Genomic DNA, 21617 nt, shown 5'->3' with positions numbered 1-21617 from the left:
GAACTGCCCCCGGTGGCCCTGGGGACGAGGTGACGGTCGTGGTGGTCGGCGGTGCTGCCGGCCACCACGACCGTGCTTTTCTGGCCAGTTCCCGGAAGGCCGGGACAATGCGGCAGAAGATCGTCATCGAACCTCCCGTGGGACGGATTCCGGCGCGTCGTCGGCGCGTTGTCGGCGACCATAGCCCAGGCCACTGACAATGGGCCTTCGCCGGGGCGTCCGAGGTCATGGACGGGATGAATCACCGGAAATGACGTACTGTCACACTATTCATTAAGCGATTCCCGCGGCTTGATTTCCGTGTTAGCGTGCGGCCCGCCGGCTTCTCTCGGACTCGGGAAAGTGGGGACGGGTCATGCAGTGCGAATTCTCCCGGAGGGGATTCCTGGGCGGTGCCGGTGCGGCGGCCGCCGGGATCACCGTCGGGTCCACGGGCGAGGCGGCGGCCGAGGGCGCGCGCCGGGAGCTGCCGGAGGGGCGCTCGGTCCTGCCGGACGATCCCCGATACCGGACCCTCAGTCAGGGCTTCAACCAGCGATGGACCAGCAGCCCCGCGTACATCCGGCTGGTGGGCAACGAGGCGGACGCGGTCGCCGAGCTGAACCGCGCGCTGGACCACGGGCTGCGGCCGACGGTCCGCGGCGGCGGACACTGCTACGAGGGATTCGTCGACAACGACCGGGGCGTCATCCTCGACCTCGGCACGATGCGGGGCGTCGCCGCCTCGACGGACAAGTTCGGCCGGCCCACGTACGGCGTCGAGGGCGGCGCGACCAACTGGGACGTCTACACCACGCTGTTCCGGGAGTACGCCGTCACCCTGCCCGCCGGGTCCTGTTACTCGGTCGGGGCCGGCGGCCACGTCTGCGGCGGCGGGTATGGCCTGTTGTCCCGGCGACACGGGCTCACCGTGGACCACCTCGTCCAGGTCGACGTGGTCACCGTCCGGGGCGGCACGGCCGTGGTGACGAGGGCGCACCGCGAGGACGCGGAGGGCTCGCCCGAGCGGGACCTCTTCTGGGCGCACACCGGCGGCGGTGGCGGGAACTTCGGGGTGGTGCTGCGGTACCACTTCGCGTCGGACGTGCCCCAGCCGCCGCCCCGGGTCTGGCTGAGCAGCGTGGCCTGGCCCTGGGCCGAACTGCTGGAGCGCCCCGCCGACTTCGAGACGCTGGTGCGGAACTTCGGTGCCTTCATGGCCGAGCACAGCGGCCCGCAGGAGCAGGTGTACCAGGGGCTGTTCGCCATCCTCAAGCTCACCCACCACTCCAACGGGAACGTCGTCCTGTTCAGTCAGTGGGACGGCGAGGACCCGGCCCCGCTCGACGCCTTCGTGGCGGCCGTCGAGCGCGGGATGACGACGCCCGCGGCGGTGCAGACCCGGGCGGCCGGCGGGCTGTTCCTGCCCTACCCGGACAAGCGCCGCCAGATGCCGTGGTTCCAGGCCACCATGACGCTCAACCCCTCGGGGGACAACCAGCGCGGCAAGTACAAGTCGGCCTACCACCGGGAGCCGTTCAGTCCGGCGCAGATCGCCGCCTTCTGGGACTGGCTGGTGCGGGACGTCGAGGGGGTCGACCTCACTGACACGCTGGTCCAGGTCGACTCCTACGGCTGCCGGATCAACACCCGCCGGCCCGAGGAGACGGCCGTCCCCCAGCGCGACTCGATCATGAAGCTCCAGTACCAGACGTACTGGACCGACCCGGGCGAGGACGACGAGCACCTGGCCTACCTCGGCGGGCTGTACCGGGACGTCTACCGGGACACGGGCGGAGTCCCGGAGGTCGACACCGCGACGGACGGCGCGTACGTCAACTACCCGGACACCGACCTGGGCACCGCGAACCAGCCGGACCCGGCCTACCCGCGCCTCTACTACAAGGGCAACTACCCGCGGTTGCAGCGCACCAAGGCCCACTGGGACGGGGAGGAGGTGTTCCACCACGCCCAGTCGATCATCCCCGCGAAGGCCTGAGGCCGGGCGCCGACGCCCTGCCCGGGCTGAGCGCCCGCGCCCGGCCCGGGGCCGCTCGGCCGTCCAGGTCGGCGGGTGTGGGGACGCACCCCGCATCCCCACACCCGTGACCCGGCTCAGCCCGGCCCGGTCCGGCGGCCCGCTCCGCTACGCGGCCTGCTCGGCGACCTCGTCGAGGATCCGTCCGTCCCGGACCTCGATCACCCGGTCGGCGAGCCCCATCAGCGTCGGGTCGTGGGTGGCGACCAGCACGGTGACGCCTTCGCTGCGCACCACCGCACGCAGCAGCTCCATGATCGAGCGGCCGGTCTCCGAGTCCAGCTGACCGGTCGGCTCGTCGGCGATGATCAGGCTGGGCTCGTTGGCCAGCGCCCGGGCGATGGCGACGCGCTGCTGCTGGCCGCCGGAGAGCTCGCCGGGGCGCTGGTTGGCGTGGTCGGCCAGGCCGACCAGGGCGAGCAGGGTGTGCGCGCGCTCCTCGCGCTCGGCGGCCGGGGCCTTGCGCAGCCGCATGGGAACGCCGACGTTCTCGGCGGCGGTGAGCATCGGGATCAGCCCGAAGGACTGGAAGACGAAGCCGATCCGCTCCCGCCGAAGGGCGAGCCGGCCGTCCTCGTCCAGCCCGGCGAGGTCGACGCCGTCCAGGGCGATGCTGCCGCCGGTCGGCGTGTCCAGGCCGCCGACCAGGTTGAGCAGGGTGGTCTTGCCGGAGCCGGACCGGCCCTTGAGCGCGGCGAGTTCGCCGCGGCCGACGGTGAACGAGACGCCGCGCAGGGCGTGTACGGCCCGCTCGCCGGTGCCGAAACTCCGGCGGAGGTCGGTCACGGCCACCATCGGCCTGGTGGTCGGGTCGGCGGTGGCGGCCTGATGCTGCGTCATGCGGCGTCCCCCCTGTGGGCGTGGTGACCCGGTGAGGATCCGGGTCCCTTCGGTTCTACGGATATGGCCGCTCCGGTGGTTCACGTTCCCGGACGGTGAATCCGAGAAGTCGTGCCCCGCGCCAAAGGAGCGGACCGAAGCCGGGGTTGTGAAGTGTGCATGGCATTCAAGTGGGGTCATCCCCGGCCGTGGATGCTACCAATGATGGAATTTGCTCACCGCATACTTGATTCGCGCAAGTCCCTTCCGTTCCTCGATCGAATCTGACAGCATCGTCCGCTATCCGGCGACCGATTGCCGGTGATCAATGCACCGGTGTGCTCGCGATGTGTCCGTCTGTAGCAGATCTGTGCTCGGACCGGATCGATGAGCGAAGCCCCGGGATGCAACCGGGGATGTGAATCCGGGGGAGGAACTTGATGCTCGGCTTCGTCGTGCGCCGACTGCGCGGGCGAGTGCCGCTGGCTGCCGCCGTCCTGTTGGCGGTGCTGATCACCACGTCCGTGCTGACCGCCTTGGTGGCCTTCAACAGCAGCGTCGGTGAAGCCGGCCTGCGGCAGGCGCTCCAAGGGCCAGGTCACGCCCGGACCACGGTGGCGGTGACCGGCGAGCACGGACGCGACCAGCGGACGAAGGACGAGGAGGCGATCGCCGCCTACCGGCAGAAGCTCTTCGGCGATCTGCCCGTGCACACCGACAGCCTGACGCGGAGCCGTTCCTACGGCCTGCCGGGGTCGGCCGACACGGCGGCGGGCAGCGCGGCGACGGGCAACGCCCCGGGCGCCGCCGGAACGGCAGCCTCCACCGGAGCGGCCGCGTCGACCGGAACGGCGGCCCCGGCCCCCTCCGGCCAGACCCCCGGTGCCCAGTTCGACCTGACGGTCCTCGCCGACCTCGACCGGGAGCGGGTCCAACTGCTCGCCGGCGCCTGGCCGGCCGCCCCCACCGGACCGGTCCAGTCCGCCGCCCCGGAGACGGCCGTCCCGCAGAGCCTGCTGCGGCGGCTCGGCCTGACCGAGCAGTCCCTGCCCGCGGAGGTCAGGCTCGCCGACCGGCTCGACGGCAAGTCCCTGACCGTCCGGATCACCGGCGTCTACCGGGCCGTCGACCCGACCGCCCCGTACTGGCGGATCGACCCGGTCGGCGGGCACGAGATCGAGGTCGGCGGCTTCACCACCTTCGGTCCGATGATGGTCGACCGGAGCGCCTTCACCACGGGGGGCCTGCTCCAGGGCAGCCTCGGCTGGTCGCTGGACGCCGACTTCTCCGGCGCCGACCAGGCCACCGCCCAGGCCGTCGGTGACCGCTCCCAGCGCCTCGCGGAGGAGCTCAGGAACACCGCCTCGCTCGGCGCGAAGACCGAACTGCCCGACATCATGCGCGAGTTGTCCGACAGCATGGTGGTCGCCCGGTCCACCCTGCTGATCGGCGCCCTCCAACTGGCCGTGCTCGCCGCGGCGGCCCTGCTGCTGGTCGTCCACCTGATCTCCGCCCGGCAGGAGTCCGAGAACGAGATGCTCGCCGCACGCGGCGCCTCGGCCCTGAGGCTCGGCTCCTTCACGGCCCTGGAGTCGCTGCTGCTGGCCCTGCCCGCAGCCGTGTTCGCGCCCCTGCTGACCCCGTTCCTGGTCCGCGCGCTGGCCGGCCTCGGCAGCGCCCACCAGGTCGACCTGGAGACCGGCATCAGCTGGACGCTCTGGCCGGTGGCCGTGGTCTGCGCCCTCTCCTGCATCCTCCTGGCCACCGTGCCCAGCGCGGTGCGCGGCGTCGGCGCCGCCCTGCGCCGCCGGACCGGCCGCCGCCAGGCCGTGGTCTCCGGAGTCGCCCGCAACGGCGGCGACCTCGCCGTGCTCGCCCTGGCCGCGCTCGCCTACCAGCAGCTCGACCAGTACGGCGGCGGGCTGTCCCCCGACGCCTCCGGCCGGCTCGACGTCGACCTGCTGCTGGTCGCCACCCCGACGCTCGCCCTGTGCGCCGGCACCCTGGTGGTGCTGCGGGTGCTCCCGTTCGTCGCCCGGTTCGGCGCCCGCGCCGCCGCCAGGGGCCGGGGCCTCGGCCCCGCCATGGTCGGCTGGCAGCTGGCCCGCCGGCCCGGCCGCGCCACCGGCCCCGTGCTGCTGCTGGTCATGGCCGTGGCCACCGGCGTGCTGGCCCTCGGACAACACGCCACCTGGACCGCCTCGCAGCGCGACCAGGCCACCTTCACCACGGCCGGCGGCCTGCGCATCTCCGGCTCGCACAACTCCCTGATGGGTCAGGGCGGCCGCTACGGCAGCCTGCCCGGCGGCGACCGGCTGGTGCCGGTGGTGCGCGACGAGCAGCCGATGCAGGGCGGCGCCGGCAGTCAGCTGCTGGCCGTGGACGCCGCCGCCTTCGCCGACCGCGTCCCGGTCCGCGACGACCTGCTCGACGGCCACAGCAGCGCGGAGGTGTTCGGCGCGCTCGCCGCGCCCGCCGGGGCGAACGCCGGCATCCCCCTGCCCGGCCGCCCGCTGCGGATCGACGCCGACATCGCGGTGAGGCAGGACGACAGCCAGGCGAGCAAGTGGAGCAGCCCGGTCCACCCGGAGGTCCGGCTGCTGCTGCGCGACCGCTTCGGCCTGGTCCACAAGGTCCCGTTCAGCGAGCTCCCGCTGAACGGCCAGGTCCGTTCCTCGATCTCGCTCGGCGCGCTGGTCGACGCCCCGGTGGGCTCGGTCGCCGTCCCGCTGACCGTCGTCGGGGCGACCGTCGCCTTCGGCGACCGCAGCGAGGGCGAGGTGGCCGTGCGGAACCTGGCCGTCTCCGAGACCGCCGACGGGCCGTCCGTCGCCGTCCCGGCGCCGGCCGGCACCGGCTGGACCCTCAAGTCCCCGGTCTCCCGCCGCGGCACCTCCAACTCGCCGGTGGCCTCGCTCGCCTCCGAAACGGCCACCGCCGACGCGCTGTTCACGGTCCGCTACCAGTCCGCCTTCGGCATCGGCGACGCGGTGCGCGCCGTCGTGCTCCCCTCCGGGGCGCCCGCTCCCGCCGTCGTCAGCGGGGTCGCCACCCGTGACTACCTGAAGGCCGTCGGAGCCTCCGTCGGGGACACCGTCCAGGTGCCGTTCAGCGGGGTCGTCATCCCGGTCAAGGTGACCGGCGTGGTCGAGGCCGTCCCGGTGGCCGGCCGACGGGCCCTGGTGATGGACCTGGGCAGCGTCGCCCGGATGCTGTCCGCCGAGGACCGGCCGCTTCCCACCCGCACCGAGTGGTGGCTGCCCGCCGCCGGGCCGGACGACCGCGCCCCGGCCGAGGCCGCCGCCGCCCTGCGCGGCGCCCCGGGAAGCCAGGACCTCGCGCTCTACGACGAGGCCGTCGACGGGCTCCTCAGCGACCCGGTCGGCGCCGCCCCGCAGAGCGCGCTGATGGCCATCGCGATCGTCACCGGCGTGCTCGCCGCGATCGGTTTCGCCGCCGCCGTGGCGGGCTCCGCCAACGAGCGGTCCAGGGACTCCGCCCTGCTGCTCGCCCTGGGTGCCCCGCGCAGGCAGGTCACCAGGACCGTCGCCGCCGAGAACGCGGTGCTGGTCGGGCTGGGCGGGATCGTCGGCCTCGTCCTCGGAGCCCTGCTCGTCCGGCTGATCGTGCCGTTCGTGGTACTGACCCCGGCGGCGAAGCGGCCGGTGCCCGAGGCGGTGATCGAGCTGCCGTTCGGTCAGGCGCTGCTGTTCGCGGCCGCGATCGCCGTCGTCCCGCTGCTGTCGGCCTTCCTGATCGGACGCCGGCGTCGAGACGTGGCCGCCCGGCTGCGCCACGTGGAGGAGATGTGACCACCAAGGCGGGCGCCACCGCGCCCACCCCCACGCCGGAGCCCGTGCCCGCGCGCGCCCACCGGCCCGCGCCCTGGGTCCGCACCCGGCTTCGCGCGATGCCGCTGGCCGCGCTGCTCACGGCGGCCCTCGCGCTCGTCACGGTGTTCCTGGCGGCCGCCTTCCCCCGGATCGCGGACCGGGGCGCGGACACGGCGCTCCAGGAGTTCACACGCAGCCTGGGCACCAACGTGACGAACCTGGAGATCACCTCCGAGTCGGGCCGCAACGACAACGCCGCCGACCTCGAAGCCGTGCAGCACAAGCTCGACGCGCAGATCGGCCGGCAGCTGCCGCTGAGCCGGTCGGGCCAGGTCCACGGCACCCGGGTCAAGACCGGGCGCCAGATGTTCAACCCGGGGTTCACCCGGCTCTCCGACAACGCCACCCCGGGGCTCGGCCTGTTCTACCTGAACGGCCTCGCCGACCGGGTGAAACTGACCGCCGGTACCTGGCCCGGCCCCGCCCCGGCGGACGGTCCGCTGCCGATCGTGCTGAGCCGGCAGGCCGCCGAGGCGATCAAGATCAAGATCGGTGACGTCATCGAGAGCGGCACCGACGGCCCCGTCGCGCTGCGCGCCACCGTGACCGGCCTCTACGAGGTCAACGATCCCCAGGACCCGTCCTGGGAAGGACTCGGCTGCCCGGACCGGGCCTGCCTCGGCCTCAAGGGCGACGACGCGTGGTACTGGACCAGCGGCTTCGTCGACGGCGGCAGCCTGCCCGCGCTGGCCCGCTGGGGTTCGAGCGGCCAGGACTTCTGGCGGCTGCCCGTCGACGCCGGCGCCCTGCGCGCCGACCGGCTCGACCAGACCCGCCAGGCCATCGGCTCGTACACCTCGGGCCCCGGCATGACCGCCCTGATCGACACGACCCTCCGGGCCGACCTGCACGTCACCTCGCAGATGCCGGACGTCCTCGCCAGGGCAACCGCCCGCTACCAGGCCGCGGCCCCGCTGGGCGCCGTCGGGCCGGCCGGTGTGGCCGGTGTCGCGGTCGTGGTGCTCTGCCTGGCCGCGGCGCTCAGCACGGACCGGCGCACCGCCGAGATCCGGCTGCTCCAGGCCCGCGGCGGCTCGCGCAGCGGAGTGCTGCTGCGACTGCTCGGGGAGGGCACCGTCACCGTGCTGCCCGCCGCCGTGCTGGGGACGGCCCTCGCGCTGGTGCTGCTGCCCACCCCGCGGTGGAGCGGCCCGCTGCTGCTGGCGCTCACCGTGACGCTGCTCGCGATCCTGGCCTTCCCGGCCAGGGCCGCCCTGCTGTGGGCCCGCCCGCGGCGGGCCGGCGGGTGGCGCCGGGTGATCGGCGAGCTCTCCGTGCTGGCCGTGACCGCCGCGGCGGTGGCCGAGGTCCGCCGCCGGGGCGTCGGCCACGCCGGCGACGGCGTCGACCCGCTGCTGGTGGCCGCCCCGCTGCTGCTCGCCGTCTCCGGCGGCCTGGTGCTGGCCAGGATCGAACCGCTCGTGGTCGGCTGGCTGGCCGCACTCGCCGGCCGCGGCCGCGGGCTGATCGGCTTCCTCGGTCTGGTGCGCGCCGCCCGCGACGACTCGGGCCGGCGCCGCCCCTCCGCGCTGCCGCTGCTCGCCCTGCTGATCGCCGTCACGGCCACCGGCTTCGGCGCCACCGTGCTCGACACCGTGGAGCACTCCAGGACACGGGCCGCGCGCATCGCCACCGGCGGTGACGTGTCCGTCGGCATCCCGGTCTACGCGACCCTGCCGGAGGCCTTCACCAAGGCGGCCGGCGAACTGCCCGGCGTCCGGGCCGCGACCGGTGCCTGGATCCAGGAGCGGTCCACCTTCATCGGCGCCGACCGGGGCACCACCGACGCCATCCTGGTGGTGGTCGAGCCGAACGCCTACGCGGAGATCTCCCGCACCGCCGGGGTCGGCGGGTACGACCCGGCCAAGCTGGCGGGGCAGGGCGGCAAGGACGACCCGGTGCCGGCGCTGTTCAGCCGGGACCTGGCCGAGCACCTCGGCGCGGGCGCGCCGCAGGTGCGCACGCCCAGCGGCAGCCAGATGACCACCAGCGTCGCCGGGGTCGTCGCGGCCACACCCGCGTTGCCGGACCCCGGCAAGCCCTTCGTCGTGGTGCCGGCCGGCCCCGCCGCGGAGCACCTGCCGGAGCTCAAGCGGGCGAACCAGGTGAACAAGTGGTTCGCGGTCGGTGACGTCGACCCGGCGCAGGTCCGCGCCCTGCTGATGGAGCGCGGCATCGGCACCGGCAACCAGGCGACGGGCCTCGCCAAGCTGATCGCCGACGAGGCCAGGGCGGCGGGCAAGAGCACCGCGGGCCTGCCCCCCGGCTACGTGGTGCACAGCAGCCGCGAGACCGTCGCCGCACTCGCCGACGACCCGGTGCAGCGCGCCGCGGGGCGGCTGTTCTGGTACGCGGGCCTCGCCGCCGCCGGGTTCGCCCTGCTCGCCGTGCTGCTGACGCTGATGCGGGCCGCACCGGACCGCACGGCCGTGCTCGCCCGGCTGCGCACCATGGGCCTGCGGCCCCGGCAGGGCCTGGCGCTGATCATCGCCGAGGCGCTGCCGCAGACGCTGGCGGCGGCCGTCGGCGGTGGGCTCGTCGCCCTCGCCGCGGTCGCCCTGATCGGGAGCGCCTTCGACCTCTCGGCGCTGGTCGGCGCCCCGGTCGGCGACACCCTGGCACCCGCGGTGGTGCCGGTGCTGCTGCCCACCGTCGGCCTGACCCTGGTGGTCTGCCTCGGGGTGGTGCTGGAGACGCTGGTCGCCGGCCGGCGCCAGATCGCCACCGAACTGAGGGCGGGGGAGCGGCAATGAGACCGGGAACAGCGGCCGGTGCAGCGGCGGGCACGCCGGGACCGGCCGGGAGCGGGGTGCCGGCAGTGAGAGCGGCACGGGCCGCGGGGACAGTGGAGAGCGGTGCGATGAAGCAGTCAGTCGAGACAGGAGACGAGCGGTGATGAGCACTCCCCAGGAGCGGACGGTCGTCGAGGCCCCCAGCCTCCAGGAGCTCCGGCAGCGGGCCCTCGCCGCCGCTTCGCCCAAGGCGTACGGCGAGGGAGCGGCCATCGTCTGCGACCGGCTGGTGCGGATCTTCAGCGCCGAGGGGGTGGAGGTCCAGGCGCTCCAGGGTCTGGAACTGACGATCCGTCAGGGCGACCTGGTCGCCCTGGTCGGGGCCTCGGGCAGTGGCAAGTCCACGCTGCTCACGATCCTCGCCGGGCTGGACGTGCCGACCGCGGGCACCGCAACGGTGGCGGGCTGCGACCTGCTGGAGATGTCCGTCAAGGAGCGGCTGCGCTACCGGCGCGAGGTGGTCGGCTTCATCTGGCAGCAGACCGCCCGCAACCTGCTGCCCTTCCTGACGGCGGCCGAGAACATCGCCCTGCCGATGCAGCTGCGCGGCCGCCGCTCGGTTGCCGGCGGCGCCAGGCAGCAGGCGGCCAGGGTGGCCGAGCTGATGGAGGCCCTGGAGATCGGCGAACTCGCCCACCGCAAGCCCAACGAGCTCTCCGGCGGCCAGCAGCAGCGGGTGGCGATCGCGGTGGCGATGGCCAACAACCCGCCGGTGCTGCTCGCCGACGAGCCCACCGGTGAGCTGGACTCGGAGACGGCCGGGATCATCTTCGAGTCCTTCCGCACCGTCAACCGCGAGCTGGGCGCCACCGTCGTGATCGTCACCCACGACCCGATGGTCGCGGGCGAGGTCCGCCGCACGGTCGCCATCCGGGACGGGCGGACCGCCAGCGAGGTGCTGCGCCGCACGGTGACGGACGAGCACGGCGAGGAGTCGGTGAACGAGCGCGAGTACGTGATGCTGGACCGCGGCGGCCGGGTGCAGCTGCCGGTGAAGTTCCTGGAGTCGCTCGGCATGGAGCACCGGGTGGCGGTCGACCTCGCGGCCGACCACATCGAGGTCCGGCCGGACGACATCGCCGGGCACTGACCGGAGCGCTCCGACGGTGGACCGGTGTCCGGGAGGCGGCCGTCGCCTCCCGGACACCGGGAGCCGGCGCCCGCCGCCGGCGTGGTCAGCTGTCGCCGCCCATCCGCTGGAAGAGGCCGCTGCCCTCCGCGTCGGTGCGGAGGTCGGGCGGTGCCTCCTCCGCGGCGCGCTCGCCGCGGGAGGTGGCGGTGCAGAGGGCGAAGACGATCAGGGCACTGGCCGCCACGGCGAGGATGCCCAGTGCGGTCAGGACGCGAAGCCAGGTCAAGGGAGTGCCTCCTGGGGGACGGTGCGGCCCGCACCGGCGTGCACATCGCCGCCGTGGATGTATCGGCAGATCGGGCCGCACGATCGAGTGCCCACGGACGGTTCTTCCCGCCGGGTGGCGCACGAGAGGTCGCCCGCGTGGGCGCTCGAAGCACTCGTGGGGCGCGTCACACCTCTTCGCGCGCCCCTGCGGTGGCGGCCCGTCCGATCCCGTCGTCCAGCCGGGCCCGCAGGGCGTCGAGGTCCGGCTTGCCGAGGCCGTTCAGCGGGATCGCGGGAAGCAGCAGGAGGGTGTCCGGGGCGCGGCGCCCGAGGCCGTGCTCGCGGCCCCAGCGGTGCAGCTGTCCGGCCGTCAGCCGGGAGCCGGGGACGAGGGCGACCGCGGCGTGCACCCGTTCCAGCCGGTCCGGGTCGGCGGTCGTGAACATCACCGCCTCACGCACCTCGGGGTGGCCGCGCAGCGGCTCTTCGATCTCGCGGGGGAACACATTGTGCCCCTCGACGACGGCCATCGGGTCCCGGCGCCCGGCCACCGTCAGATAGCCGGCCGCGTCCACGCTGCCCAGGTCGCCGGTGTGCAGCCAGCCGTCCCTGAGCACCCGTTCGGTCAGCTCCGGGTTGCGCCAGTAGCCGGCCATCGCGGTCGGCGTGCGGACGCGGATCTCCCCGGTCGTCCCCGGCGGCAGCTCGGCGCCGTCCTCGTCCACGACCCGCAGACCGGTGTCCGGGTACGGGCGGCCGGCGGTGGTCAGCAGCCTCGGGGCCAGGTGCTCGTCCGGGCTCAGCCGGGCGACCGGCCCGCACTCCGTCAGGCTGTAGGTCTGGTGCAGCACCCGGCCCAGCCGCCGGGTCGCCTCGGCCAGCCGCCGTGGCGAGGGCGCGCAGCCGGTGTAGCCGACCCGGCGCAGGCTGCCGGTGTCGGTCGAGGGCAGCAGCGGGTGGTCCAGCAGCCGGTAGAGCAGGTGCGGCGGCAGGTACATCCGGGACACCCGGTGCCGCTCCACCGCCGCCAGGACGGCCCCGGCGTCGAACCCGTCGTGCAGCACCACCGTGCCGCCGGCCGCCAGCGCCAGGTCGGCCGTGGTGCCGCCGCCGTGGCAGAGCGGGGTGCAGAGCAGGAAGACCGAGCCGGACAGCAGCGGCGGGCGCGGCGGCCGGGCGAAGCGGCGCAGCACCCCCTTCGGGCGCCCGGTGGTCCCGCCGGTGAACCGCACCGCCATCACGTCCTCCGGCCGGTACCGGGGTTCGAGCGGGGCCGGGGAGCAGTCGGCGGCGAGGTCCAGGAGGTCCGCCCCGGGCCCGAGCGGCGACGGGCCCAGGGAGAACAGGGCGGCCGAGGGCACGGCCCGGGCGATCCCGTCGGCGGCTGCCGCGCACCGGAGCGGGTCGTAGACCAGTGCGGAGGTCCCGGCGAACGCCGCCAGCGCCACCTGCTCCGCGACCGGCCCGTCCGGGAACGGCAGCGCCACCCGGCAGCCCAGCTGGTTCGCGGCCAGCCGCACCAGCAGCGCCTCCGGCCGGTTCCCGGCCAGCACCGTCACCCCGTCCCCGCGCCCGAGCCCGGCCCGCTCCAGCGCCCGGGCGGTGCGGTGGACCAGGTCCAGGCACCGCTGCCCGGTCCACGTGCCGCCCCCGAACCGGATCGCCACCCGGCCGGGATCGCGCGCCAGCCCGTCCAGGATCAGCCCGGTGTACGTCGGACCCGTCTCCGCCATGGCCCGCCTCCTGTCTGACGGTCCGTCAGCGTAGTGGATCCCCGGCCCCACCAATGCCCCGCGGTCGATCCGGGCCACCCGGGCACCGCTGGGCCGGGGCCCGGGCGCGGCCGGGGCGGGCGGACCGTCGGACGCTGTTGTTAGGGTTCCCGGGCGGAAGTGAACGGAGGCTCGGGCTGGTGGGCAGCGTGGTGGATGCGGTCGTGGTGCCGAGCGGCGTGGTCGACCTGCGGGGCGAGGCCGGGGCGGGGTTCGTCACCGCCTACCCGGCCGACGCCGTCGTGGTCGTGTCGGGGCTGCCGGGAGCCGGGAAGAGCACGCTGCTGCGGCGCTGGTCCGGGGCGGCCGTCAGGGCCGTGGACCCGCGGACGGCGCACGAGGCCTGCGAAGCCGTGATGCCCGCGGCCCTGCCGTACGCCGTGTACCGGCCGTGGGCCCGGCTGGAGCACTTCCGGCTGCTGCGCGCCTCGGTGCGCGGCGGCGGTCCGCTGCTGGTGCACGACTGCGGCAGCCGCGCCTGGATGCGGCGCTGGCTCGCCAGGGAGGCGGGACGCCGGGGCCGGGAACTGCACCTGGTGCTGCTGGACGTTGGCGCCGCCACCGCGCTGGACGGGCAGCGGGCGCGCGGCCGGCACGCCTCCACCCGGGTCTTCGCCCGCCACCGCCGCGGCCTGGAGCGCCTGTTGGCCGCCTTCACCCGGCACGTGCGCTCCGGCGGGCCGATGCCGACGCCGGAGGCCTCCTCGGTGCTGCTGCTCGACGCCGTCTCCCGCTCCCGCGCGACGACGGTGCGCTTCGGGCCGGCGGGCCGGGCCGAGCCGGGCGGGCACCGGCGGAAACCGGCCGACCAAGGGCCATGATCGCCGGAACGCCCCCGCGGCCACTCCCGGCACTGCCAGACTGGGGCCAGCAGAGTCCGCCACGGAGAGAGGTCACACCCCGCATGCCCAGCGCCGCCGTCGACAATCCGTGGTTCCGCCGGTTCAACCCGTCCGACTCCGCGCCCGCCCGGGTCGTGATCTTCCCGCACGCCGGCGGCTCGGCCAGCTACTACCTGGAGTACTCCAACGCCCTGGCGCCGCACGCCGACGTGCTCGCCGTCCAGTACCCGGGCCGGCAGAACCGGATCGGCGAGCCGACGATCGACTCGGTGACCGGGCTCGCCGAGCAGCTCTACCGGGAACTGCGGGACTGGACGGACCTGCCGCTCGCCTTCTTCGGGCACAGCATGGGCGCCGCCGTCGCCTTCGAGACGGCCCGGTGCTTCGAGCGCGACGGCGTCCGGGGGCCCGACCGGCTGTTCGTCTCGGCCGTCCGCGCGCCCTCGGTGCCCCGGGAGAGCCGGATGCACCGGCTGCCGGACGGGGAACTGCTCGCCAAGGTGATCGAACTCGGCGGCACCGACGAGCAGATCCTCGCCTTCCCCGAGCTGCGCGACATGATCCTGCCGAGCCTGCGGGCCGACTACACGGCCATCGAGACCTACCGCTGCGCCCCGGACGCGACCGTGTCGCTGCCGATCACCGCCCTGGCGGGGGACGACGACCCGAACGCCACCATCGAGCAGGTCTCCCGGTGGGAGGGGCACACCACCGGTGCCTTCGACCTGCGGGTCTTCCCCGGCGGGCACTTCTACCTGGCCGACGAGACCGAGGCCGTGGTGCGGGTGCTCACCGCGCACCTGCGCGGCTGAGGGAGTGTCGGGCAATCGATCAACCGCGTGGGGTGACTTTCGGGTGATGGTCTTCGCGGGCGCCTCGACCGCGAAGACCACCACCCTGTGCACGTGTTCGTGCGAGCCGTTCACGATGCCCTGCGCGAGCGGGTGCGGGTGGCCGACGGCCGGGACCCGCAGCCTCGGCCGCCGTGCCCGGCGGGGGGGGGGCGGACGGACTTGCGGACGGGACTGAACCTGGTGGGGACGACAGCGCGTCGAATGGTCAGTAGCGCTTGACCACCACCACGGAGGAGACACGGATGATGAGGATCAAGAAGGCCGCCGCCGTCGCGACGGCGCTCCTGAGCGCGACGCTGGGCGGCGCGGTCGCCACCGCGACGGAGGCCCAGGCCGTCCCCGCGAAGTTCCCCCGGGTCCACTGCAGCACCACCAAGATCGAGGTGAGGTCCCTCGACGTGGCCGGCGGCCCGGTCAAGTGCGGCGGCGCCCTGGGCGACCCTCTCTACTACACCGTCAACGGCGTCGACCACGTCTTCGCGGTCGGGACCGACAACGCCATGTGGGTGCGGTGGATCAGCCCGTCGGGCGTCCTCAGCGACTGGGTCTCGTTCGGTGGCAACCTCACGAGCGAGATCCGGCTGTACGTCGACGGCTCCGGCACCCTGGACTTCCGCGCCCGCTGGGCTGACGGCCACCTGTACGAGATCACCCGCAACGACAACGGCTCATGGATCAACTGGCGTCGCGTCGACTGAGAAGGCGCCGGGTGGCCGGGCGGTCACTCGTTCTCGAGGTCGCCGGCGGGGCGGCGTGCCGCTTCGGTCCCGATGGGGCCGGCGACCACCCGGCCGTCCGTCGAACGGATGTGTCCGCACCGGTGACCGGAGCGTGGCCGCTCGACTACTGTGCCTGGTTGACGGACAGTCAGCGGAACCCCAGGAGGACATGTGCGCCGGATCGCCGTCGTCGGAGCGGGCCAGGCGGGCCTCCAGCTCGCGCTCGGGCTGGTGGCGGACGGGTGCCGGGTGACGCTGGTCGCCGAGCGCACCCCGGAGCAGCTGCGCGGCGGCCGGGTGCTCTCCACCCAGGCGATGTTCGGCCCGGCGCTGCGGATCGAGGCGGCGGCCGGGCTGGACCTCTGGGCGGACCGGGCACCGGCCGTCTCCTCGGTGGCGGCGGTGCTGGCGGCGCCCCCGGGCGTACGGGCGCTGGAGTACACCATGACGCTGGACGAGCCCGCCCAGTCGGTGGACCAGCGGCTCAAGCTGGCCGGCTGGCTGGAGCTGCTGGCCGAGCGCGGTGGCGAGATCGAGTACCGCGCCCTGGACCGCGAAGGGCTGCACGAGCTGGCCCGCCGGCACGAGCTGACCGTGGTCGCGGCCGGGCGTGGCGCACTGTCCGGGGTCTTCGCCCGCGACGCCGCCCGCTCGCCCTTCGACCGGCCGCAGCGGTCGCTGTCCTGCCTGTACGCGCACGGCGTCGCCTCGCCCGATCCGGCCACCGGGCCGCAGGCCCGGATGAACGCCCTGCCCGGCCTCGGTGAGCTGTACCTGCAACCGGCGCTCACCCTCTCGGGGCCCTGCGACATCCTGCTCTGGGAGGCACTGCCCGGCGGCCCGCTGGACGCGTTCGGCGACGCCCCGCCGCCGGACGTCCACCTGGCCAGGATCCGGGAGCTGTTGGCCGAGTACCTGCCCTGGGAGGCGGAGCTGTGGACGTCGGCCGAGCCGACGGACGCCGGGGCCGGGCTGTCCGGTGCCGTCACCCCGGTGGTCCGGCACCCGGTGGCGGAGCTGGGCTCCGGCGTGGACGCCGTCCACGTGCTGGGCCTCGGTGACGCGGTGGTGGTCACCGACCCGATCACCGGGCAGGGCGCCAACAACGCGGCCCGGGCGGCCGAGGCCTACCGCCGGGCGATCGTCGAGCACGGCGACGCCCCCTTCACGGCCGACTGGATGTGCCGCACCGCCGAACGGTTCTGGCAGCAACAGGCCCGCCACAGCGTGGAGTTCATGGCCGCCATGCTGACCGTGCCGGACCACCTCCAAGGCGTGTTCGCGGCCGCCGCCGAGCACCCGGAGGTCGGCCGCCGGCTCGCCAACACCTACGCCGAGCCGAGCGACCACGCGGCCTGGCTGGCCACCCCGGAGCTGACCGCCGCCTACCTGGCCTCCCTCGGGAACCGGAACTAGCGTCCCGCGCCGCGGATCCTCCGGCAGGCTTCGGGACCAGCGGTCGCGTTGTCCCTAGCGTCCGCACGGTGAGATCGAGGGCCCGCCCCGCACTTGCCCCCGGGCGGCCCGCGGGACGACGCTGGAGGGAGGACGGCAACGGGTGCGGGAGGTGTCGCTCGTGGCAGGACACCAGCCCGCGGGCCGGTCCGGGCGCGGCCACCGGAGCGTGCCGCACACGGCGGACCTGCGGGTCGAGGCCTGGGCGCCGACGGCCGAGGGCTGCATCGGCGAACTGGTGCACGCCGTCGTCGGCAGCTTCGCCGACCTCGGCGGCGCACGGATCGTCGGCGAGCGCGCCTGCACCGTCCTCGCGGTGAGCGACCCGGACCTGCTCGCGGGCGTCCTGGAGGAGGTCGTCTACCGGATGGACGCCGACGGCGAACTGCCCGTCGCGGTGGCGATCGGCCCGATCGAGGGCCTGGACGGCGCCCGCAGGGTGACCGCCCGCTTCCGGATGGCCGACGCCTCCACCGCCGCGCTGGTCGGTGCCGTGCCCAAGGCCGTCTCCCTGCACGACCTGGACCTGAGTGCCGGGCCGGACGGCTGGACCTGCCGGGCCACGGTGGACGTCTGAGCCGGCCGCCGGGACGAGCGGACGGGAGCGGGAGAGCGGAGCGGGGTGAGCGAGGTGGAGATCGCACTGGCCGAGGCGGGCCGGTACCGGTGGCGGATCGAGCCGCGCCCGCCGATGCGGGTGCCAGGGGTGGTGTTCGCGTCCCGCGCGCTGCTGCCGCAGGCCGCCGGGGACAAGGCGCTGGAGCAGGTGGCGAACGTGGCGACGCTGCCGGGGATCGTCCGCGCCTCCTACGCGATGCCCGACGTGCACTGGGGCTACGGCTTCCCGATCGGCGGGGTCGCCGCCACCGACGTCGAGCGGGGCGGGGTGGTCTCGCCCGGCGGAGTGGGCTTCGACATCTCCTGCGGGGTGCGGCTGCTGGCGGCCGGCGTCGGCCGGGACGAACTCGACCCGGAGCGGATCGGGCGCCTGATGGACCTGTTGGACCGCACCGTCCCGCGCGGGCTGGGCCGGGGCGGCCTGTGGCAGCTGTCCGGATCGGAGGAACTGGACGACCTCCTGCTCGGCGGCGCCCGGTACGCCGTCGAGCACGGCCACGGCGTACCCCGCGACCTGGAGCGCTGCGAGGACCGCGGCGTGCTGCCGGGCGCGGCCCCCGGCGAGGTGAGCACCCGGGCCGTCGAGCGCGGGCTGCACCAGGTCGGCAGCCTCGGCTCGGCCAACCACTTCCTGGAGGTGCAGGCCGTCGACCGGATCCACGACCCGGCGACCGCCGCCGCCTTCGGACTGCGGCCGGGACAGGTCTGCGTCATGATCCACTGCGGCTCGCGCGGCCTCGGCCACCAGATCTGCACCGACCACGTCCGCGCCATGGACCGCGAACTGCACCACCACCGGATCGAGCTCCCCGACCGCCAGCTCGCCTGCACCCCGGTCGACTCCCCGCGCGGCCGCGCCTACCTGGGCGCCATGACCGCCGCCGCCAACTACGGCCGGGCCAACCGGCAACTGCTCTCCGAAGCGGCCCGCCGCGCCTTCGCCACCGCGCTCGGCGTCGGACTGGAGCTGGTCTACGACGTCTCGCACAACCTCGCCAAGCTGGAGACCCACGAGGTGGACGGAGTGCCCCGGACGCTGTGCGTGCACCGCAAGGGCGCCACCCGGGCACTGCCGCCCGGCGACCCCGACCTGCCCGCCGACCTGACGGCGGCCGGGCAGCCGGTGCTGGTGCCGGGCACGATGGGCACCGCCTCGTACGTCATGGTCGGCCTGCCCGGCAACGAGGCCTTCCGCTCCGCCTGCCACGGCGCCGGGCGGCTGCTGAGCCGCCACCAGGCGCTGCGCACCGTGCGAGGGGAGGAACTGAAGCGCGATCTGGAGGCCAGGGGCATCGCGGTGCGCCCGGCCTCCTGGCGGGCACTGGCGGAGGAGACGCCCGAGGCGTACAAGGACGTCGACGCGGTGGCCGCCGTCACCGAGGCCGCCGGGCTCGCCCGGCAGGTCGCCCGGCTGGTGCCGTTGGGCGTCTGCAAGGGGTGAGCCTAGGGGCGGCCCGGGCGCGTCCCTCGACTCGCCCGCCCGGGCACGCTTGGATGCGCATCGGACGCGTCGCGGACGCATCGCTCGCAGGGGGGCGCGGCCCGCACGGGAGCGCCAGCCGTCACAGGAGGTGGTCATGCCGGGGAACGCCGACGCAGCCGTGGACCGCCGGGGCCCCGGCGACGGCCCGGTGATCGAACTGCGCTCGCTCACCAAGCGCTACGGCAGCACGGTCGGCATCGAAGAGCTGGACGTCTCGGTCGAGGCCGGCGAGGTCTTCGGCCTGCTCGGCCCCAACGGTGCCGGGAAGACCACCACGCTGCGCTGCCTGGTCGGTCTGCTGGGCCCCAGCGACGGGCAGGTGCGGGTGCTCGGCCTCGACCCGGTGGCCGACCACGGCCGGCCCGCCCCCTCGATCGGCTACCTGCCGGGCGAACTGCGGCTCTACCCCGAACTCACCGGGCAGCAGACCCTCGACCTGCTCGCCGCCCTCCAGGGAGCCCCGGTGCCGCGCCAGGGCGAGCTGTGCGGGCGGCTGAAGCTCTCCCGGGCCGACCTGGCGCGCCCGGTCGGGGAGTACTCGCGGGGCATGAAGCAGAAGCTCGGGCTCGTCCAGGCGTTCCAACACCGGCCCCCCGTGGTGGTGCTGGACGAGCCGAGCGAGGGGCTCGACCCGCTGGTCCAGGAGACCTTCTACGAACTGCTCGCCGAGGAGACCGCGGCCGGGCGGACCGTCCTGCTCTCCAGCCACGTGCTGCCCGAGGTGCAGCGGACCTGCGGCCGGGTCGCCATCGTCCGCCAAGGCCGGCTGGTGACCGTCCGCTCGGTGGCCGGACTGCGCCAGGCCCGGGCCCGCAGGGTCCGGCTGCTCCTCGCCGACGGGCGGGGCGCCAGGCCGCTCGGCGCCGCCGAGCGCTGGGCACCGCGCTGGGACGGCCCGCGGGTCGAACTGCTGGTGCCGCCGGACGAGGTGGTCGGGGCGGTGCGCACGCTGCTCGCCGAGCAGTCGGTGACCGACCTGACGGTGGAGGAGGCGGGCCTGGACGAGGCCTTCCTCGACCTCTACCGCTCGGTCGGCGCCGAAGGCCGTACGGACGAAGACGGCCCGGGGAAGGACGGCACGGACGAAGACGGCCGCCCTGACCAGGAGGAGCGGCCGTGAACCCGGGCACCGTCAACCGCCGCCTCCCGCTGGTCTGGCTCGCCCTGCACCGGCGGCGCCGGATGCTGCTCTCCCTGCTGCTCGGCATGGTCGTCTTCGAGACCCTGATCGTGGTGATCGCCGGGACCGTCCCGCCCGGCGACCTGTTCGGCGCCGAACGCCGCAACCCGCCCGGCGCCTTCCGGGCCTTCAGCGGTTCCAACGGCGACGTCTCCATCGCCAGTTACCCGGGCCTGCTCGGCGCGGGACTCACCCACCCGTTCTGGATCGCCCTCCAGCTCACCGTGATCGGCTCGCTCGGCGCCGCCGCCGTCGCGGCCGACGTCGAGTCCGGCACCATCGAGCTGCTGATGACCCGTCCGCTCTCCCGCCGCAGGCTGCTCGCCGAACGGGCCGGCGCCCTGGTCGCCGCCACGGTGCTGCTCAACGCCGCCGCCACGCTCACCCTCGCGCTCGGGGTGGCGTTCTCCGCGAAACTGCGCGAAGCCGTCCCGGTGACCGCGGTGCTCACCGCCGGACTGCTCGGCTGCGCCCTCGCGTTCTGCCTGACCGGACCGGTGCTGGCGGTCTCCGCGCTCAGCCGGCGGCGGGCCCATGTGATCGGCGCGGCCGTCGCCTTCGGCGCGGTCGGCTTCGCGCTCAACTTCGTCGCGCTGGCCTGGTCCCCGGCCAGGCCGCTGCGTTACCTCAGCCCGTTCCACTACTACGCGCCCGGCGACGTGCTCGGCCACGGCGGGGTGCCGTGGGCGTCCTTCGGGGTGCTGCTCGGGGTGGGGCTGCTCGGGCTGGCCGCGGCCTTCCGGCTGCTGGAGCGGCGGGACCTGGCGGTCTGACGCGGGGGCGCGCCGTGATGGTCAGTCCCAGCTACGGGCGGTGGCCAGCAGGCGCTCGCGGACCAGGGCGACGTGCGGGTTGGCCGGGCCGGCCGGGCGGCGGACCAGGTAGGCGGTGTTGATCGGCGGATCGGCCGGCTCGTGCAGCAACCGCAGCGCCCCGGAGGCGAGTTCGGCCCGGCACAGGTAGCCGGGCAGCACGCTCCAGCCCGCACCCGCGGTCACCGCCGCGAGCACCGCCCGCAGGTCCGGCACGGTGACCGCCGCCCGGGTGTGCAGCCGCCGGCCGAAGACGTGCCGCCAGTAGCGGCGGGCGATCGGCAGGTCCTCGGCGTAGCTGAGCAGCGGGACCTCGGCCAGCGCGTCGGGCAGTTCCCGGCCGGCCAGCCGCTCGGCCCAGACCGGGGCCGCGACCAGGACGAACTCCTCGTCGGCCAGCGGTTCGGCGAGCAGCGTCCGGCCGCGCGGGCGCCGGGTGGCGACCACCAGGTCGTGCTGTCCGGCGCGCAGTTCCGCCAGCAGCGGGTCGGTCAGCCCGCTGCTCACCCGCAGCTGGACCCCCTCGGCGACCAGCGGGGCCAGCTCCGCCAGCAGCACGGTGCCGAGGAACTCGGCCGGCCCGGCGAGGTGCACCGGCTCCGGCACGCCCCCGCCGCGCCCGTCGGCGAGCCCGGCGAGCCGGTCCAGCGGTCCGGCGAGCCGGGCGGCGAGGTCGTCGGCGTACGGCAGCGGGCTGACTCCGCGCGCCCGCCGTTCGAACAGCTCCCGGCCGAGCCGCTGCTCCAGGGCCCGGATCTGCGCGGTCACCGTGGACTGGGACAGGCCCAGCAGGTGCGCGGCCGCAGTGAAGGAGCCCGCGCGGTGCACGGCGAGGAAGGTGCGCAGCTGGTTGAGGTCCAGGGGGCCCGAGCCGGTGGCCGGCCGATCGCTCATGCCGGTGAGCCTACGGGATTCCGATGGCTCGACGACGGGCTGGAAGGTGAGGTCGTCGGCCGGTTCGACGGTCGGTGCGTCGCCCGGTTCGACCAGTCCGGGTGAGGTATCGGAATCCCGATGGCCCG

The 21617-nt window shown here is 74.9% G+C and carries 16 protein-coding genes; 12 read left to right on the top strand and 4 right to left on the bottom strand.

Annotated elements, in window-relative coordinates; genetic code table 11:
• Nucleotides 1-355 precede the first annotated feature (355 nt).
• Nucleotides 356-1978, top strand: a complete 1623-nt coding sequence (locus ACZ7C5_RS19415) for an FAD-binding oxidoreductase (RefSeq protein ID WP_470323069.1) — start codon at nt 356-358, stop codon at nt 1976-1978.
• A gap of 147 nt (nt 1979-2125) precedes the next feature.
• Here the strand turns inward: ACZ7C5_RS19415 and ACZ7C5_RS19410 are convergent, their stop codons facing one another.
• Nucleotides 2126-2857, bottom strand: a complete 732-nt coding sequence (locus tag ACZ7C5_RS19410) for an ABC transporter ATP-binding protein (RefSeq protein WP_401086502.1) — start codon at nt 2855-2857, stop codon at nt 2126-2128.
• 419 nt (nt 2858-3276) lie between these two features.
• Here ACZ7C5_RS19410 and ACZ7C5_RS19405 point away from each other — a divergent pair, with 419 nt between their 5' ends.
• The 3 genes from ACZ7C5_RS19405 to ACZ7C5_RS19395 all read left to right on the top strand — a co-directional run bounded on the left by ACZ7C5_RS19405 (nt 3277) and on the right by ACZ7C5_RS19395 (nt 10611).
• Complete coding sequence (locus ACZ7C5_RS19405; RefSeq protein ID WP_470323068.1) at nt 3277-6648, top strand: ABC transporter permease; 3372 nt, start codon at nt 3277-3279, stop codon at nt 6646-6648.
• Nucleotides 6645-9482, top strand: coding sequence for an ABC transporter permease family protein (locus ACZ7C5_RS19400; RefSeq protein ID WP_470323067.1), 2838 nt, complete (start codon nt 6645-6647; stop codon nt 9480-9482). Before ACZ7C5_RS19405 ends, ACZ7C5_RS19400 begins: the two co-directional genes overlap by 4 nt.
• 142 nt (nt 9483-9624) lie before the next feature.
• Nucleotides 9625-10611 carry an ABC transporter ATP-binding protein gene (locus tag ACZ7C5_RS19395; protein ID WP_401086494.1) on the top strand — a complete coding sequence of 329 codons (987 nt, stop codon included), beginning with the start codon at nt 9625-9627 and terminating at the stop codon, nt 10609-10611.
• A gap of 85 nt (nt 10612-10696) precedes the next feature.
• Here ACZ7C5_RS19395 and ACZ7C5_RS19390 read toward each other — a convergent pair whose 3' ends face one another.
• Both ACZ7C5_RS19390 and ACZ7C5_RS19385 read right to left on the bottom strand, forming a co-directional pair.
• Nucleotides 10697-10879: a hypothetical protein gene (locus ACZ7C5_RS19390; RefSeq protein ID WP_401086491.1), complete on the bottom strand. Its 183-nt coding sequence runs from the start codon at nt 10877-10879 to the stop codon at nt 10697-10699.
• 166 nt (nt 10880-11045) lie between these two features.
• Complete coding sequence (locus tag ACZ7C5_RS19385) at nt 11046-12593, bottom strand: AMP-binding protein (RefSeq protein ID WP_470323066.1); 1548 nt, start codon at nt 12591-12593, stop codon at nt 11046-11048.
• Nucleotides 12594-12772: 179 nt separating this feature from the next.
• Between ACZ7C5_RS19385 and ACZ7C5_RS19380 the strand changes: the two genes are divergently transcribed.
• The 8 genes from ACZ7C5_RS19380 (at nt 12773) to ACZ7C5_RS19345 (ending at nt 20556) form a co-directional block, all read left to right on the top strand.
• Nucleotides 12773-13453: an AAA family ATPase gene (locus ACZ7C5_RS19380; protein WP_470323065.1), complete on the top strand. Its 681-nt coding sequence runs from the start codon at nt 12773-12775 to the stop codon at nt 13451-13453.
• 83 nt (nt 13454-13536) lie between these two features.
• Nucleotides 13537-14286: a thioesterase II family protein gene (locus tag ACZ7C5_RS19375; RefSeq protein WP_401086482.1), complete on the top strand. Its 750-nt coding sequence runs from the start codon at nt 13537-13539 to the stop codon at nt 14284-14286.
• Nucleotides 14287-14570: 284 nt separating this feature from the next.
• The gene (locus ACZ7C5_RS19370; protein ID WP_470323064.1) at nt 14571-15026 is read left to right on the top strand and encodes a DUF8189 domain-containing protein; all 456 of its coding nucleotides are present in this window, start codon (nt 14571-14573) and stop codon (nt 15024-15026) included.
• Nucleotides 15027-15218: 192 nt separating this feature from the next.
• Nucleotides 15219-16463 carry a styrene monooxygenase/indole monooxygenase family protein gene (locus tag ACZ7C5_RS19365; protein ID WP_470323063.1) on the top strand — a complete coding sequence of 415 codons (1245 nt, stop codon included), beginning with the start codon at nt 15219-15221 and terminating at the stop codon, nt 16461-16463.
• Nucleotides 16464-16623: 160 nt separating this feature from the next.
• Nucleotides 16624-17079, top strand: coding sequence for an archease (locus tag ACZ7C5_RS19360; RefSeq protein WP_188298526.1), 456 nt, complete (start codon nt 16624-16626; stop codon nt 17077-17079).
• Between the two features lie 54 nt (nt 17080-17133).
• Complete coding sequence (locus ACZ7C5_RS19355; RefSeq protein WP_401086471.1) at nt 17134-18561, top strand: RtcB family protein; 1428 nt, start codon at nt 17134-17136, stop codon at nt 18559-18561.
• 136 nt (nt 18562-18697) lie between these two features.
• The gene (locus ACZ7C5_RS19350) at nt 18698-19723 is read left to right on the top strand and encodes an ABC transporter ATP-binding protein (protein WP_470323062.1); all 1026 of its coding nucleotides are present in this window, start codon (nt 18698-18700) and stop codon (nt 19721-19723) included.
• Nucleotides 19720-20556: an ABC transporter permease gene (locus tag ACZ7C5_RS19345; protein ID WP_470323061.1), complete on the top strand. Its 837-nt coding sequence runs from the start codon at nt 19720-19722 to the stop codon at nt 20554-20556. Before ACZ7C5_RS19350 ends, ACZ7C5_RS19345 begins: the two co-directional genes overlap by 4 nt.
• 21 nt (nt 20557-20577) lie before the next feature.
• Here ACZ7C5_RS19345 and ACZ7C5_RS19340 read toward each other — a convergent pair whose 3' ends face one another.
• Nucleotides 20578-21489, bottom strand: a complete 912-nt coding sequence (locus tag ACZ7C5_RS19340) for a LysR family transcriptional regulator (protein WP_470323060.1) — start codon at nt 21487-21489, stop codon at nt 20578-20580.
• Nucleotides 21490-21617: the final 128 nt, after the last annotated feature.

The organism is Kitasatospora sp. NPDC036993, from assembly GCF_055607525.1.
The sequence above is the reverse complement of the archived record's forward strand: the minus strand, read 5'-3'. Positions and strand labels throughout refer to the sequence as shown.